At 70.7% G+C, this 14,801-nt stretch carries 10 protein-coding genes; 3 read left to right on the top strand and 7 right to left on the bottom strand.

What is annotated here, in order from left to right; genetic code table 11:
- Nucleotides 1-102: 102 nt before the first annotated feature.
- The gene (gene nrdR / locus EES42_RS27285) at nt 103-615 is read right to left on the bottom strand and encodes a transcriptional regulator NrdR (RefSeq protein ID WP_124720949.1); all 513 of its coding nucleotides are present in this window, start codon (nt 613-615) and stop codon (nt 103-105) included.
- Between the two features lie 520 nt (nt 616-1,135).
- Between nrdR and lexA the strand changes: the two genes are divergently transcribed.
- Complete coding sequence (gene lexA / locus EES42_RS27280) at nt 1,136-1,930, top strand: transcriptional repressor LexA (RefSeq protein WP_124720948.1); 795 nt, start codon at nt 1,136-1,138, stop codon at nt 1,928-1,930.
- An 82-nt stretch (nt 1,931-2,012) separates the two neighbouring features.
- Here lexA and EES42_RS27275 read toward each other — a convergent pair whose 3' ends face one another.
- From EES42_RS27275 to EES42_RS27255, 5 genes are read right to left on the bottom strand one after another with little or no spacing between them, the layout of a single operon-like run.
- The gene (locus EES42_RS27275; protein ID WP_124720947.1) at nt 2,013-3,983 is read right to left on the bottom strand and encodes an ATP-dependent DNA helicase; all 1,971 of its coding nucleotides are present in this window, start codon (nt 3,981-3,983) and stop codon (nt 2,013-2,015) included.
- A 37-nt stretch (nt 3,984-4,020) separates the two neighbouring features.
- Nucleotides 4,021-5,910, bottom strand: a complete 1,890-nt coding sequence (locus EES42_RS27270) for an IucA/IucC family protein (protein ID WP_124720946.1) — start codon at nt 5,908-5,910, stop codon at nt 4,021-4,023.
- 60 nt (nt 5,911-5,970) lie between these two features.
- Nucleotides 5,971-6,786, bottom strand: coding sequence for a GNAT family N-acetyltransferase (locus EES42_RS27265; protein ID WP_124720945.1), 816 nt, complete (start codon nt 6,784-6,786; stop codon nt 5,971-5,973).
- A 44-nt stretch (nt 6,787-6,830) separates the two neighbouring features.
- Complete coding sequence (locus tag EES42_RS27260; RefSeq protein WP_124720944.1) at nt 6,831-8,711, bottom strand: IucA/IucC family protein; 1,881 nt, start codon at nt 8,709-8,711, stop codon at nt 6,831-6,833.
- A 29-nt stretch (nt 8,712-8,740) separates the two neighbouring features.
- Complete coding sequence (locus tag EES42_RS27255) at nt 8,741-10,120, bottom strand: diaminobutyrate--2-oxoglutarate transaminase family protein (RefSeq protein ID WP_124720943.1); 1,380 nt, start codon at nt 10,118-10,120, stop codon at nt 8,741-8,743.
- 327 nt (nt 10,121-10,447) lie between these two features.
- Between EES42_RS27255 and EES42_RS27250 the strand changes: the two genes are divergently transcribed.
- A complete protein-coding gene (locus EES42_RS27250) occupies nt 10,448-11,668 on the top strand; it encodes a trypsin-like serine peptidase (protein WP_164495333.1) in 1,221 nt (406 codons plus the stop codon).
- 268 nt (nt 11,669-11,936) lie between these two features.
- The gene (locus EES42_RS27245; RefSeq protein WP_124720942.1) at nt 11,937-13,106 is read left to right on the top strand and encodes a trypsin-like serine peptidase; all 1,170 of its coding nucleotides are present in this window, start codon (nt 11,937-11,939) and stop codon (nt 13,104-13,106) included.
- 85 nt (nt 13,107-13,191) lie between these two features.
- Here the strand turns inward: EES42_RS27245 and hflX are convergent, their stop codons facing one another.
- Nucleotides 13,192-14,712 (bottom strand): GTPase HflX, encoded by a 1,521-nt coding sequence (gene hflX, locus EES42_RS27240; RefSeq protein WP_124720941.1) that lies wholly within the window; start codon nt 14,710-14,712, stop codon nt 13,192-13,194.
- Nucleotides 14,713-14,801 lie beyond the last annotated feature (89 nt).

The raw sequence follows: 14,801 nt of genomic DNA, 5'->3' as shown, positions 1-14,801 counted from the left end.
GTCTGTCTCTGATGCCTCGGACGCCACGCAGAGCGCCCGGAGCAGGTCTATGAAGCCGCCCTGCCGCCGATCCACGGAACCGTGTCGGTCGGCCGGTGCCGATCAGTCGGCGGCGACGGCGGGAACGGGGACCTCAAGGATCTCGCCGCTCCCGCGTTCTTCCACGCGGGGCCGCCGCTCACGGAGTTCCGCGATGGCCGCCTCGAAGTCTTCGAGTGTGTCGAACGCCCGGTACACGGACGCGAAGCGCAGGTACGCGACGAGGTCGAGTTCCTGCAGGGGGCCGAGGATCGCCAGGCCCACGTCATGAGTGGTGAGCTCGGCACTGCCGGTGGCGCGCACCGCCTCCTCGACCCGCTGGCCGAGCTTGGCGAGGGCGTCCTCGGTGACCGGCCGGCCCTGACACGCCTTGCGCACCCCGGAGATGACCTTGGTGCGGCTGAAGGGTTCGGTCACGCCGCTGCGCTTCACCACCATCAGCGAGCAGGTCTCCACCGTCGTGAAACGGCGGGAGCAGTCGGGGCACTGGCGGCGGCGTCGGATCGACGTGCCGTCGTCGGTGGTGCGACTGTCGACGACCCGGCTGTCGGGGTGCCTGCAGAAGGGGCAGTGCATGGCTCCCAACCCTCCTTCACAGCACGACTGAATAGCCTCTTCAGGGCCCGCCGGGGCCCCTCGAAGCTGTCACAAGCATAGGCGATGGCCACACCCCCGACGGACCGGGGACCACAACTTCTGGGCGGCCGGAGCAATCCAACCACTAGATCTTGGGTTTGGGTGCGCATTCGGCCCTACCGCGTGTCGCGCATCACGAGCGACCGGCAGGCAGCGTACGGCCGCGTACGAGGTTACGGGAACGGTCCGGCCGCCAGGATTACGGGGCCCCGACTGTCGGACTCGAACAACGGCCCGACCGCCACCCCGCACGGCGGCGCGGCGCCGACGGCCGCTACCGTGATAGCCCGAATTGCGGGCCGCCCGCGGCGCGGCCCAGGCCCCTCGGTCTTCGCACATACACCCGGCAGAGAACACACGGCAGACTTTTATTCGTTTTTCACTCGAACGTGTGTTTGGCGCAACCTTTCGAAAGCTACTACCGTTGTCCAGCTAGGGAGACCATTCGAGAGGGGCCGACGTGACCACCACCGCAGACAGTGCCATCATCACTGCCCAGGACCGCTCCCAGAGCCGATTCGAGCCGGTGCATGCCATGAATGACTCAGTCACGAACATGGAGGGGCCAGAGCCCGCGCGCCCGGCGCGCTCATTGCCCGGTCGACCTCCTGGAATCCGGGCGGACAGCTCGGGGCTCACGGACCGGCAGCGGCGAGTGATCGAGGTGATCCGGGATTCCGTGCAACGGCGTGGATATCCGCCCTCGATGCGGGAGATCGGTCAGGCGGTGGGCCTGTCCAGCACGTCCTCCGTCGCCCATCAGCTGATGGCCCTGGAGCGCAAGGGGTTCCTGCGCCGCGACCCGCACCGTCCGCGGGCGTACGAGGTCCGAGGTTCGGACCAGCCCAGCTCGCAGCCCACCGACACGACCGGCAAGCCCGCGGCGTCGTACGTGCCGCTGGTCGGCCGGATCGCCGCCGGTGGCCCGATCCTCGCCGAGGAGTCGGTCGAGGACGTCTTCCCGCTCCCCCGCCAACTCGTCGGTGACGGCGAGCTGTTCGTGCTCAAGGTCGTCGGTGACTCGATGATCGAGGCGGCGATCTGCGACGGCGACTGGGTCACAGTGCGCCGCCAGCCCGTCGCGGAGAACGGCGACATCGTGGCGGCCATGCTGGACGGCGAGGCGACGGTCAAGCGCTTCAAGCGGGAGGACGGCCATGTCTGGCTGCTCCCGCACAACTCCGCGTACCAGCCGATCCCGGGCGACGAGGCGACGATCCTCGGCAAGGTGGTGGCGGTGCTGCGGCGGGTGTGAAGCTCGCCGGTTCCGACCGGGCCCCGGGATCCACTGCGCCGATCCCGGGGCCCTGCCCATGCCGCCGGCCACCCGGGGCGGCCTACTTGCCGTCGGCCTTGGCCGCCGCGTCGATCGCCGCGAGTGAGCGGCGCGCCTGATTCCGGTCGGTGGTGTACCAGAAGTCGGGCAGCGAGGCACGCAGATAGCTGCCGTACCGGGCATTGGCCAGGCGCGGATCGAGTACGGCGACCACACCCTTGTCACCGGTGGCCCGGACCAGCCGGCCGGCCCCCTGAGCCATCAGCAGCGCGGCATGCGTCGCCGCGACGGCCATGAACCCGTTGCCGCCCGCCTCTTCGACCGCCTTCTGGCGCGCGCTCATCAGCGGGTCGTCGGGGCGCGGGAACGGGATCCGGTCCATGATCACCAGCTGGCAGCTGGCCCCCGGCACATCGACGCCCTGCCAGAGCGACAGGGTGCCGAAGAGGCAGGTCTCGGGGTCGGCGGCGAAGTTCTTGATCAGCTCGCCGAGCGTCTCCTCACCCTGGAGCAGGATCGGCTTGTCCAGCCTGCCCCGCAGCTCCTCCGCGGCGGCCTGCGCCGCCCGCATGGAGGAGAACAGCCCGAGCGTGCGCCCGCCCGCGGCCTCCACCAGCTCGGTGAGCTCGTCCAGCATGTCGGTGCGGGAACCCTCCCGCCCCGGCGTGGCCAGATGCCTGGCGACGTACAGAATGCCCTGCTTCGGGTAGTCGAACGGCGAGCCGACGTCGAGCCCCTTCCACTGCGGAAGGTCGTCGCCCACGGTGCCTTCGGGGGCCAGGCCGAGCGAGGCCCCCACCCCGTTGAAATCCCCGCCGAGCTTGAGCGTGGCCGAGGTCAGGACGACGGACCTCTCGGTGAAGAGCTTCTCGCGCAGCAGCCCCGAGACGGAGAGCGGCGCGACCCGCAGGGAGGCGCCGAAGCGGTCGTGCCGCTCGTACCAGACGACGTCGTACTCCGAGCCCTGGGTGATGCGCTCGGCGACACCATGGATCGTCTCCACCGCCGCCAGGGCCTGCTTGCGGACGGCGTCCTCGTCCTGGACGGACTTGTCCCGGGTGTTGCCCAGGGCCGAGATCACGGTACGCGCGGCGTCGCGCAGCGCCAGCAGTGCGTAGCCGAGGTCCTCGGGGACCTCTTCCAGACGGCCGGGGAGCGCCAGCTCCATGACCCGCTCGAACCCCTCCGACGCGGTCTGCAGGGCGTCGGCGGCCTTCTCGTTCACCAGCTTCGCCGCTCGGCGCACCGCACGGTTGACCTGGCCTGGGGTGAGCTCGCCGGTGGCCACTCCGGTGACCCTGGAGACCAGCTCATGGGCCTCGTCGACGATCAGCACCTCGTGCTGCGGGAGCACCGGCGCACCCTCGATGGCGTCGATGGCCAGGAGGGCGTGATTGGTGACGACGACATCGGCGAGCTTGGCCCGCTCCCGGGCGAGCTCTGCGAAGCACTCCGCGCCGTAGGCGCACTTGCTGGCGCCCAGGCATTCGCGGGAGGAGACGGAGACCTGTGCCCAGGCACGGTCGGAGACCCCGGGGGTGAGGTCGTCGCGATCGCCGGACTCGGTGTCGTCCGACCAGTCGCGCAGCCGCAGCAGGTCCTGGCCGAGCTTGCTCGACGGGGCGGCGGCCTCGAACTGGTCGAAGAGCCCCTCCTCCTCGTCCTGCGGCACCCCTTCATGGAGCCGGTGCAGACAGAGGTAGTTGGACCGCCCCTTGAGCATGGCGAAATCGGGGCGCCTGCGCAGCAGGGGATGCAGTGCGTCGACCGTGCGCGGAAGGTCACGCTCCACGAGCTGGCGCTGGAGCGCCAGCGTCGCCGTGGCCACCACGACCCGCTCCCCGTGCGCCAGCGCGGGCACCAGATAGCCGAGGGACTTGCCCGTGCCGGTACCGGCCTGGACGAGCAGATGGGAATTGTCGTCGACGGCCTCTGCGACGGCCCCGGCCATGGCGGCCTGACCAGGTCGTTCCGTACCGCCGACGGCGGTCACGGCGGCGTGCAGGAGCTCGGGGAGGGATGGCTTCGTCATAGCCCGACCAGCGTACGGGGCGCCACTGACAACAGAGTCACTCCCGGACACCGGTGGCGGGGTGGAGCGGGTTGGGAACGGTCCCGTGGATGGCCGCGTGCGGGCGCTGGGGGCGGTCCCGGTAGCCGTCGACGTGCAGGCGGTTGCGGTTCAGACAGAGGCGTTCGATGCGGGGTGTCAGCAGGTCGAACATCTCGAACCGCTCCTTGAGCTCCGGGAAGCGGGCGTGGTGGCGCAGGATCTCGGCCCGGACGAGTGACCAGAAATCGGCCTCCGGGACCCCCAGCTGTTCCTCGCAGAGCGGGGAGAGGAAGCGGAACACCCCGACGAAGAGTCCGGAGTGGATGAACTGGATGAGGAAGGAGGGTTCCTCGGTGAGCAGCGTCCGGCGTACGTCCTCGGGCATCGACTCGTGCTCCGGCAGCGGCCGGGCGCTGACGTTCACATCGTCGACGAAGTCCTTGATCGCCAGGCGCACCGGTACGTCGTGTTCGTCGAAGACCACGATGGCGTTCTCGCCGTGCGGGGAGAAGACCGTGCCGTACCGGTAGAGGAAATGCAGCAGCGGCGGCAGCATCGCGGCGAAGAGGCGGGTCAGCCAGGTGGTGGGCGTCAGCCCGGAGCGGGCGACGAGCTCGGCCGTGAAGGCGCGGCCCTGCGGGTCGGTGTGGAGCAGCGAGGCGAGCGTCCGGGCCCGTTCGCCGGGTGCGAGCCGGGGCTGGAGGGGTTCGCGCCAGATCGCGCCGAGGATCTCCTTGAACTGGTACGGGGCCTCGGGAAGGTGGTCGTAGAGCGGGTGCTCGACGGTCACCGAGGCCACCTCGCCGAGCAGGATGACCCCGCAGGTGTCGCGCAGAAACGCGTCCTGGTCGCGCAGCCCGTGGACCCAGGCGGTGACGGCGGGGGCCGCGAGGGTGCGCTCGGTGGGCAGTCCGCGCCAGACCAGCGTGTTGAGGATCGACAGCGGCAGCTTGACGGTGTGCCGGTCGGGGCGGGCCACGTTGCTGAAGGTGCGGATGGACTGCTGGGCGAGCCTGAGGTCCGCGTCGGGGTGGAGCGGAACGATGTCACCGGCGGCGATGGCGGGGGCGAAGACCGGAACGATCCATTCGTCCCACTGCCAGGGATGCACGGGAAGGAAGAGGTAGCTGTCGGGATCGAGGCCGCGGGCACGGAGCACGGTGGCGAAGGAGTCGCGGACGGAGGGGTCGAGCTCCTGCGCGTACAGCCGCTCCGGGCCGGCCAGCGCGGCCACTCCGCGGTAGGCGGCGATCCTCGTGGAGACCGCGATCCACGGCAGCGTGAGGGGCTTGCGGGCCTCGGGGGTGTGGCGGGCGGCGTCGGCGGCGGAGAAACCGAGGCGGCCTTTGTTGGCGACGAGCCAGGGGTGGCCGGTCTGGTGGCCTTCCAGTTCGGCGTAGTCGAGGTCGGCCAGCCGGGCCGCGGGGAGCGCGGTGTGGTCGAGCCGGGCGTCGGCGGTGAGAGTGGTGGTGATCTCGCGGATCAGGTGTCCGAGGGTGGCGCCGTCGATGTCGAGGAGACGGCGGGCGCGGACGAGGAACTGGAGCGGATCGCGGAAGGGCACGGCCACGGCGTCCGGCTCGGAGATCGGGCCCGGCTCGCCGTCCGGCGTCCCGGAGTCCCTCCCGGGCATCTCCAGAATCGAGTCGGGGGCGATGTGCCAACTCCCGTACACGCCCCGCCGGGCACTGAACACGAGGGTTTTTCCGTCGTCGAGTCCGAGGGTGTGGGTATCGCCGGGGCCCGCCTGGGCGACCGGCTCGATGACTTCCTCGTAGGCGAATTGACCGAGCATCTTCGCGAGCAGCCGGGCGGCGGCTCTGTCCCAGACCTCCCGGTTCAGTTCGGGCGTGCTGAGCAGTTCGGCGAAATCCGCTGAATCATGGCTCGCGGGATATTTCGGCACGGGGACTCCTCGGGGTGGAACCGATGGGGTTCGAGCGGGGTGAATTGGGCTGCAGTTCGTTCACAGTTGGGCACGGTGGATTCGGTCGCGGACCATCAGGGCAGCTCGTTTGTCCGGGAGTTCGAGTTCCGCGGAGAAGCGGAATCCGGCACTCAGAAAGGCTGAGACGGACGGGGTATTACGCAGATCGGGCTCCGCGACAACGCGCGCGCACCGGGGGCGGTTGTCGAGCACGAGGTCGGCGACGGCGCGCAGCAGAGTGGTGCCGACGCCTTGTCCGCGGTTGTGCACACCGCCGATGAGCAGGTGGATCCCGGTGTCCTGCGGGCGGGCCGGGTAGTGACGTGCCAGCGGGTCGAGATCCGCGCGGTAGATCTCCCAGTAGCTCATGGGGATGCCCGCCAGCACGCCGAGGCAGGGGACGCTGCGTCCGTCGCCCTCCAGTTGGGGGCGCAGATGGGCGGCCGTGACGGCTTCGGGTCCGGCGAGCTCCCAGAAGGCCGCTACGGCGGGGTCGTTCATCCAGCGGGTCAGTACGGCGAGATCGCGTTCGAGCCGTACGGGGACGAGCTGGAAGACCCCGGCCGGGGTGGTGACCGGTCGCCAGTCGGCCGGGTGGTCGAGCAGATCGGAGACGGTCGCCCTGCTCGTGGCCGGCCGGGTGCCCGCCGCCGGGCCCGCGCCGCCCGGAACGGACGACGCGGGTGACGCGGGCGCGCCGGGCAGCGGGCGCATCGCCTCGCCGGCCGGGGGATCCTCCCCGAACAGCGCGAGGATTTCTTCGGAGAGCTCCAGGTCCAGGGTGTCCTCGGCGCCTGTGTCGGCCTGCGGGGCAGGGCCGGTCCCGGCGTCGGTGTGCGCATCGGCGGGAGCCACGGTGTTGCTCTCCTCTCGGCGGTTCAGGCGGTAATCATGTTCCTTCAGACACAAAGGGGGTTGGCAATGGTGACGTAGACGGACTGGGTGTCGACGGGACCGACCAGTTCGTCAAGGCCGTGCATCCGGGTCAGCAGATTGGCCTTGCACCGCAGATGGGTCTTCTCCAGCAGGTGCGTGGGGAGCGGCGAACCCAGCGCGGCGGCCGATCCCAGGAACCGGCGGAAGGCCGCGATGAGCACGCGCTCGTCGGCGAGGTGCTGGGCGCCGAACGCTCCGATCAGACCGAACACATTGTTGATGCCCAGGTAGTAGGCGAAGCGTTCGTCGGTGACCTCGTCGGAGACGAAGGTGTCGCTGACCGATCCGATGCCGGCGAGCCGCTGTTCCAGCGCCGCGCGGTGGGACTCGCGGAAGTAGTAGCCCTGGTTGTCGCGGTACCGGCCGCCGACGGGCCAGCCCTCGGGGCCGAGCATCACCAGGGTGTTCTGCTGGTGCGCTTCGAGGGCCACGCCCGCGTGGGCGTCGAGCCAGAGCACGGGGCCCACGACGCGGTCCAGGTAGCGCAGGAACCACTCGGCGGCGACGGCGCCCACGGTCCGCCCGGTGGCGGCGGCCAGGGAGAGCACGATCTCGGCGAGGCGTGAGTGCATGCCCGCCCGGCCCGGCCAGGGGCGGGGGGCGGTCAGCGCCGCGATGCAGACCGCGTCGTCGTGCGGCCCGAACGGGTTGTGGCGGAGCATCACGTCGAGACCCTGGACGGGCCGGCCGTCCGGGCCGTCGACGGCCAGCCAGGCGGGGTCGCGGACGATGTCGAAGCCCGGACGGGCGGCGTGCCACTGGGTGGCGAGCCCGCTGCGGAGCAGCCGGTGGACCTCCACTCCGCGGTGGAGCTCCTTGCGGAGGTTCTCCCGGCGGGAGTTGGTGATGCGGACACCGAGGGAGAGCTTGAGCATGACCTCGGCACCGGGCCGGTGCACGGTGCGAACGGAAGAGGTGGGGTGCCAGCGTTCGCCGTGCGGTCCCAGGTCGTGGAGGAGTCCGGCGTCGAGCAGTGCGGCGACTTCGGGACGGTGTACGAGTTCGCGGGCCTGCCAGGGGTGGAGCGGAATCGGTGCGGTGTTGTCGGGGAGACGCAGCCCCCGGGCGTACGCGGTGACCAGCTCGGTGGCCCGCACCGGGCGGCCTCCGTCGGTCCAGGCGGAGTCGGTGGCCAGCACGGACCGGTCGACAGCCATCCAGTTCAGCGCGAAGGAGCCGTGCGACTCGGGAGAGTAGAGGCGCGATTCGGCGTCGGAGAGCCCCTCGCGGCTCTTGGGGGTGGGGTGTTGCGGATGGCCGAGCAGCAGCGACTGTTCCGCGGTGAGGAAGAGGTCCGCTTCGGCCGGGGCGTGGGGGGCGCGGCGCCGCTCGGCGATGAATCCGGCGGTACGGCGTACCGAGTCGGCGACCCGGGCCACCATGTCGGCCCCCTCGTCGCGGCCGGCCTCGCGGCCCAGCAGGGCGGCGATGGTGACGGCGTCGGCGGGCGGTGCTCCCTCGGGTGCCCCTTCCAGGACGGGCGGGCCGAAGCGGTGCCAGCCCGTGGCCGACCAGTAGAGGACGGGTACGAGCAGGGCCGTGCCGCTGGCGGGGAGGGGGATGCGGAGTGTGGGCCCGTCCGGCCCGGCCGGGCCGGTCTCCCGGACCCAGCAGCGCAGCAGGTTCTCCGCGCCCGCCGAGTCGGCGGCCCGCAGCGGGTCCGGGTGGTCGAGCGGGTCGGCCGGTGCCCCGCCGGTGGCCGTGGGCTTCGGGATGAAGCGCTCGTCGTGCGGTGCCGTCATCTGGCGCGGCACGGTGGACTGCTCCAGGACGAGCGGGCCGGCGAGCTGCTGGGTGGGGGACGAGCCGTCAGCCTGGGGGGTGGGGGTGGGGGTGGGGTTCACGGCGGTCTTTCTTGTGAAGGTGTCCGGGGTCAGCGGATCGACCCGGTCGTGGTGCGGTGGTGCGGCAGACGCTCGGCGGCTGCCAGGGCGTCGGCGAGGCGGTCCACGACCGCTGTCGCCTGTTCGTCGGTGAGCGTGAGGGGAGGGAGCAGGCGGACGACGGTGGAGTGGCGTCCGCCGAGTTCGACGATGAGCCCGCGGCGCAGGCACTCCTGCTGGACGGCGAGGGCCAGGGCGGGGGCGGGCGGCGGCTCGGGGCTGTCGCCGGACCCGGCGGCCTGCGGGTCGACCAGCTCGACGCCGATCATCAGGCCGCGTCCGCGTACGTCACCGATGGTGGGGTGGTCGGTGGCGAGCGCCTGGAGGCGGGCGAGCATGCGGGCGCCGAGGGTCGCGGCGCGCTCGGCGAGGCGGTTCTCGCGTACGAAGGCGAGGGTGGCCGTGCCCGCCGCCATCGCGAGCTGATTGCCCCGGAAGGTTCCGGCGTGGGCGCCCGGCTGCCAGGTGTCGAGTTCGGAGCGGTAGACGATCACGGCGAGCGGGAGGGAACCGCCGATGGCCTTGGAGAGCACCATCACGTCGGGCACGACCCCGCTGTGCTCGACCGCCCAGAAGGCGCCGGTGCGGCCGACGCCCGTCTGGACCTCGTCGGCGATCAGGGGGATGTTCCGGGCCTCGGAGATCTCGCGCATCCGGCGCATCCAGCCGTCGGGGGCGGGGTTCACTCCGCCCTCCCCCTGCACCGGTTCGAGGATCATCCCGGCGGGTGCCGGGGTGCCGCCCTTGGGGTCGTCCAGGAGGTTCTCGGTCCACCGGGCGGCGATCTCCGCACCGCGCTCGCCGCCGATGCCGAAGGGGCAGCGGTAGTCGCGCGGGAAGGGCAGCCTGGTCACCCGTACGTCCTCGGCGCCGCCCGAGGCGGCGAGGGCCCCTTCCGTCATCCCGTGGTAGGCGCCGGTGAAGGCGAGGAGGCCGCTGCGGCCGGTCGCGCCGCGGACCAGCTTGAACGCCGCCTCGACCGCGTCCGTGCCCGCCGGACCGCAGAACTGGATCCGGGCGTTGTCGGCGAACTGCCGCGGCAGGGTGGCGAACAGCTCCGTGGTGAAGGCGTCCTTGACCGGGGTGGCGAGGTCGAGCACATGCAGCGGCGCACCCGAGTCGATGACCTTCTTGATGGCCTCCAGGACGACCGGGTGGTTGTGTCCGAGCGCCAGGGTGCCGGCTCCGGAGAGACAGTCGAGGTAACGCCGCCCGTCGGCGCCCTCGATGGTCAGCCCACGGGCCCGCACCGGCACGATCGGCAGTGAGCGCGCATAGGTACGGGCGGCGGATTCGCGCAGCGACTGGCGGCGCAGGATCCCCTCGTGCACCGCCGGTGCTGCCACCGGGGCTGGTTCGGTCACGGCCACGGCTGTCGGTCCTCCTGCTGTAACGGTTGCGTTGCACATCGGTACGCCGGCGCACGGGCGGACTGCGGGGATGAACGCTTTCCCGAGTCCCTTGCACGTACCAACGACGCCGGGCACGGCGGATCACGGGTAAATCGGAAGATCCTTGCGGAGGCGGAACCGCGGCCCTGCCGCTCGCCGTCCCCATCGGCACCGGCATAGTGGGGGCCGCACAGGACCTCGGAAAGTCGTCCGAGGGTCCGCAGGATGTTCGGAGCAGGTGGCTCGGAGCAGTACCGCAGTGCAGTACAGAAGTGTTGAGTTACGAAGTCCCAGGGGGATCACCACATGCGACTCATTCGACCGGCTCTCGCCGCACGGCAGGGGAGGGCACGTCGTCGGCCCTCGTCGGTGCTCGCCGTTGCCGCGGTCACCGCGGTCCTCGCGTTGACCGCCACCGCCTGCGGTCCCGAAGAGGACAACGCGAGTGACAAGCCGAGCGTTCCCGCCGGCCAGTCCTCGGACGGGAAGATCACCATCCCGGACGACCTGAAGGACCGGCTGAAGGAACACGGGATCGATCTCGACCAGTGGAAGGACGGCGAGTGGAAGAACTGGGACAAGGACAAGTGGCTGCGTGAGGCCAAGGACTTCGTCAACCCGATCATCGAGGGCCTGTGGGACCCGGACCGGATGCGGGACGCGGACAAGTCGCCGGAGAAGCCGGTCGACAACGACATCTCGGGTGACGTCGGCGTGACGGACCCGACGCCCGCGCCGGTCCGGGCCGCGGGTGTCCGTACGCCGTACCACGCCAACGCCGCCGAGTCCGGGAAGCTGCTCTTCGACGGCCCCGAGGGCTCCATGGTCTGTTCCGCGACCGTGGTGAAGGACCCGGCGCACCCCGGGAAGTCCAACCTGGTGTGGACCGCCGGACACTGTGTGCACGCCGGCAAGAAGGGCGGCTGGTACCGCAACATCGCCTTCGTGCCGTCGTACAACAACCAGGGCCTCTCGCTGGCAGAGCTGAAGAAGGCGACCAAGCAGGAGATCGCCCCCTACGGTGTGTGGTGGGGCACTTGGGCGCAGACGTCGGACCAGTGGATCTCGCAGGGTTCCTCGATGGGCGGGCTGGGCGCGCCGTACGACTTCGCGGTGCTGCACGTCACGCCGGAGAAGGGCTCGACGGGCAAGTCCCTGGAGGAGACGGTCGGTTCCGCGCTGCCCGTCGAGTTCAACGCCCCGGCCGTGCCGAAGATCGCCGGCATGACGGCGACCGGCTTCCCGGCCGCTCCGCCGTACGACGGCCAGAAGGCGTTCCAGTGCGCGGACAAGCCGGGCCGGCTCTCGCTGACCGCGCAGGACCCGACGATGTACCGCATCGGCTGCACCATGACCGGTGGGTCGTCCGGCGGCGGCTGGGTCGCGGCCGGACAGGACGGCAAGCCCGCGCTGGTCTCGAACACCTCCATCGGGCCGGTGACCGCGGGCTGGCTGGCCGGGCCGCGGTTCGGCAAAGAGGCCAAGGGCGTCTACGAGTCGGTCAGCAAGAAGTACGCGGGACAGTGATGACGGCCCGTCGTCCGGCCCGGTTCCGGGAACGGTGACGGTGACGGCACATCAGGGGCCCCCGGCGCGGCAGTTGCGCGCCGGGGGCCCCTGTCCGTCGTGGGGCGCCGCCGGGCGGCCGTGCTCCCCGCGGGCCGTGCCGCCGCGGCAGGGACATGCTCCGGACCGTCATAGGGTGGGCCCCTGCATCTTCGGTGGCCGCTGGTCCGGCCACCGAACCGTATGACACGTTCATGGCAAATTCGGAATTTCAGGGGGAACCCTTTCCATGCGATCCATACGTCCGCTGCTCGCCGCGACCGGCCTCGTCGCCGCGCTCGCGCTGACGGCCACGGCCTGTGGCCCGAGCGAGGACAACGCGACCGGCAAGCCCGCCGCCGACTCCGCGGGTGGCCAGGACGCCGGCGGCTCCCTGCCCGACGGTCTGGCCGAGACGCTGAAGAAGCACGGTGTCGACCCGGAGAAGTGGAAGGACGGCGAGTGGAAGAACTGGGACAAGGACAAGTGGCTGCGTGAGGCCAAGGACTTCGTCAACCCGGTCATCGACGGGCTGTGGAAGCCCGACCGGATGAAGTCGGCCAAGGACCCGGCCAAGACCATGGCGGCCGGCGACGTCTCCGGCGGTCAGGGCGTCAGCGACCCCGAGCCCGCCCCGGTCCGGGCCGAGCGCGAGAAGACGCCGTACCACGACTACGCGGCCCCGGTCGGCAAGGTGTTCTTCGACTCCCCCGAGGGCTCGATGGTCTGCTCGGGCACGGTCGTCAAGGACCCGAAGAACCCCGGCAGGTCCAACCTGGTGTGGACCGCCGGACACTGTGTGCACGCCGGTACGAAGGGCGGCTGGTACCGCAACATCGTCTTCGTGCCCGCGTACAACGACCAGGGCAAGTCCGCCGCCGCGCTGAAGAACGCGCAGCCGCAGGAGATCGCCCCGTACGGCGCGTACTGGGCGGACTGGGCGACGACTTCGGGTGAATGGCTCGCCGACGGCGGCCCCACCGGGGGCGAGGGTGCCCCCTACGACTACGCGGTGCTGCACGTGAAGCCGGAGAAGGGCACCAAGTCCCTGGAGGAGACCGTGGGCAACGCCCTGGCGGTCGACTTCGACGCTCCCGAGATCTCGCGGATCGATGCCATGGGCGCCTGGGGATACCCCGCCGCTCCCCCGTACGACGGCCTGATCATGCACAAATGCGTCGACCGCCCCGGGCGGCTCTCCATCAGCCCGAGCACTCCGGCGATGTACCGCATCGGCTGCACCATGACCGGCGGGTCGTCCGGCGGCGGCTGGTTCCGCAACGGCAGTGACGGCAAGTCGGTGCTGGTCTCCAACACGTCCATCGGACCGGTGACTTCGGGCTGGCTGGCCGGCCCCCACCTGGGCCCGGGCGCCAAGGACGTCTTCACCACGATGAGCGAGAAGTTCGCCGGCCGCTGACGGCGTCCGGCACCTCATGACGGCCGAAGGCCCGCCCCCGGTCGGGGGCGGGCCTTCGGCCGTTACGAGCCTTGTCGCGCCGCGGTCAGTGCGCCACGGGGACGAACGAGGAGAGCTCGGCCGCCAGCTCCTCGTGCACCCGCGCCTTGAGCAGGGTGCCCTCCGACGTGTGCTCCTCGGAGATCACCTCGCCCTCGGCATGCACCCGGGAGACGACACCGCCCTGGATGTACGGGACGAGCGCCTCGATCTCGACCGACGGCCTCGGCAGTTCGGTGTCGATGAGTGCGAGCAGCTCCTCGATACCGGCCCCGGTGCGCGCCGAGACGGCGATCGCGTGCTTCTCGATGCGCAGCAGTCGCTGGAGCACCAGCGGATCGGCCGCGTCCGCCTTGTTGACCACCACGATCTCGGGCACGTCCACCGCGCCGACTTCGCGGATCACCTCGCGCACCGCGGCGAGCTGCTCCTCCGGCGCCGGATGGGATCCGTCCACCACATGCAGGATCAGGTCGGAATCGCCGACCTCCTCCATCGTGGAGCGGAACGCCTCGACGAGGTGGTGCGGCAGATGCCGTACGAACCCGACGGTGTCGGCCAGGGTGTAGAGCCGGCCGCTCGGCGTCTCGGCCCGGCGCACGGTCGGATCCAGGGTGGCGAACAGCGCGTTCTCCACCAGGACGCCCGCACCGGTCAGCCGGTTGAGCAGTGAGGACTTGCCCGCGTTGGTGTAGCCGGCGATGGCGACCGACGGCACCTTGTTGCGCTTGCGCTCCTGGCGCTTGATCTCGCGGCCCGTCTTCATCTCCGCGATCTCCCGGCGCATCTTCGCCATCTTCTCGCGGATCCGGCGCCGGTCCGTCTCGATCTTGGTCTCACCGGGACCACGGGTGGCCATGCCGCCACCGCCGCTGGAACCGCCGCCACCCATCTGACGGGAGAGCGACTGACCCCAGCCGCGCAGCCGCGGCAGCATGTACTGCATCTGTGCCAGCGAGACCTGCGCCTTGCCCTCTCGGGACTTGGCGTGCTGGGCGAAGATGTCGAGGATCAGGGCGGTCCGGTCGACCACCTTGACCTTGACGACGTCTTCCAGGTGAATCAGCTGACCGGGGCTGAGCTCACCGTCGCAGACGACGGTGTCGGCCCCCGATTCGAGGACGATGTCGCGCAGCTCCAGCGCCTTGCCCGAACCGATGTAGGTGGCCGGGTCCGGCTTGTCGCGGCGCTGGAAGACGGCGTCGAGCACCTGGGCGCCCGCCGTCTCCGCCAGTGCGGCCAGCTCCGCGAGGGAGTTCTCCGCGTCACGCACGGTCCCCGACGTCCAGACGCCGACCAGCACCACGCGCTCCAGGCGCAGCTGTCGGTACTCGACCTCGGTGACATCTTCGAGCTCGGTGGAGAGCCCGGCCACACGCCGCAGCGCGGCCCGCTCGGAGCGGTCGAACTGCTCGCCGTCCCGCTCTCCGTCGATCTCGTGGCTCCAGGCGACGTCCTCTTCCATCAGGGCGTCGGCCCGAAGGCTCTCGGTGAGGCTTTCGGTGGCATTCTCCGTAGCACTCTGCGCATCCTGCGCGTCCTGGGGAAGGGAAGAAGAGGAGGTCATTGGATCCTTACGTCGTTGGAAGTCCGTTACATCAGTCACAACGCGTGACGCCTCCCGATGATTCCCGCTGTCGGGAATCCCGGTCCGGC

Source organism: Streptomyces sp. ADI95-17 (assembly GCF_003846175.1).
In the GTDB taxonomy this organism is placed as follows: Bacteria; Actinomycetota; Actinomycetes; order Streptomycetales; family Streptomycetaceae; genus Streptomyces; species Streptomyces sanglieri.
Note: the sequence above shows the minus strand (reverse complement) of the source record. Positions and strands in the feature narration are given on the sequence as shown.

Bases quoted from the DNA above. Each gene is read 5' to 3' on its own strand.
- nrdR (WP_124720949.1), bottom strand. From the start codon at position 615: ATGCACTGCCCCTTCTGCAGGCACCCCGACAGCCGGGTCGTCGACAGT.
- EES42_RS27275 (WP_124720947.1), bottom strand. From the start codon at position 3,983: ATGACGAAGCCATCCCTCCCCGAGCTCCTGCACGCCGCCGTGACCGCC.
- EES42_RS27250 (WP_164495333.1), top strand. From the start codon at position 10,448: ATGCGACTCATTCGACCGGCTCTCGCCGCACGGCAGGGGAGGGCACGT.
- EES42_RS27245 (WP_124720942.1), top strand. From the start codon at position 11,937: ATGCGATCCATACGTCCGCTGCTCGCCGCGACCGGCCTCGTCGCCGCG.
- hflX (WP_124720941.1), bottom strand. From the start codon at position 14,712: ATGACCTCCTCTTCTTCCCTTCCCCAGGACGCGCAGGATGCGCAGAGT.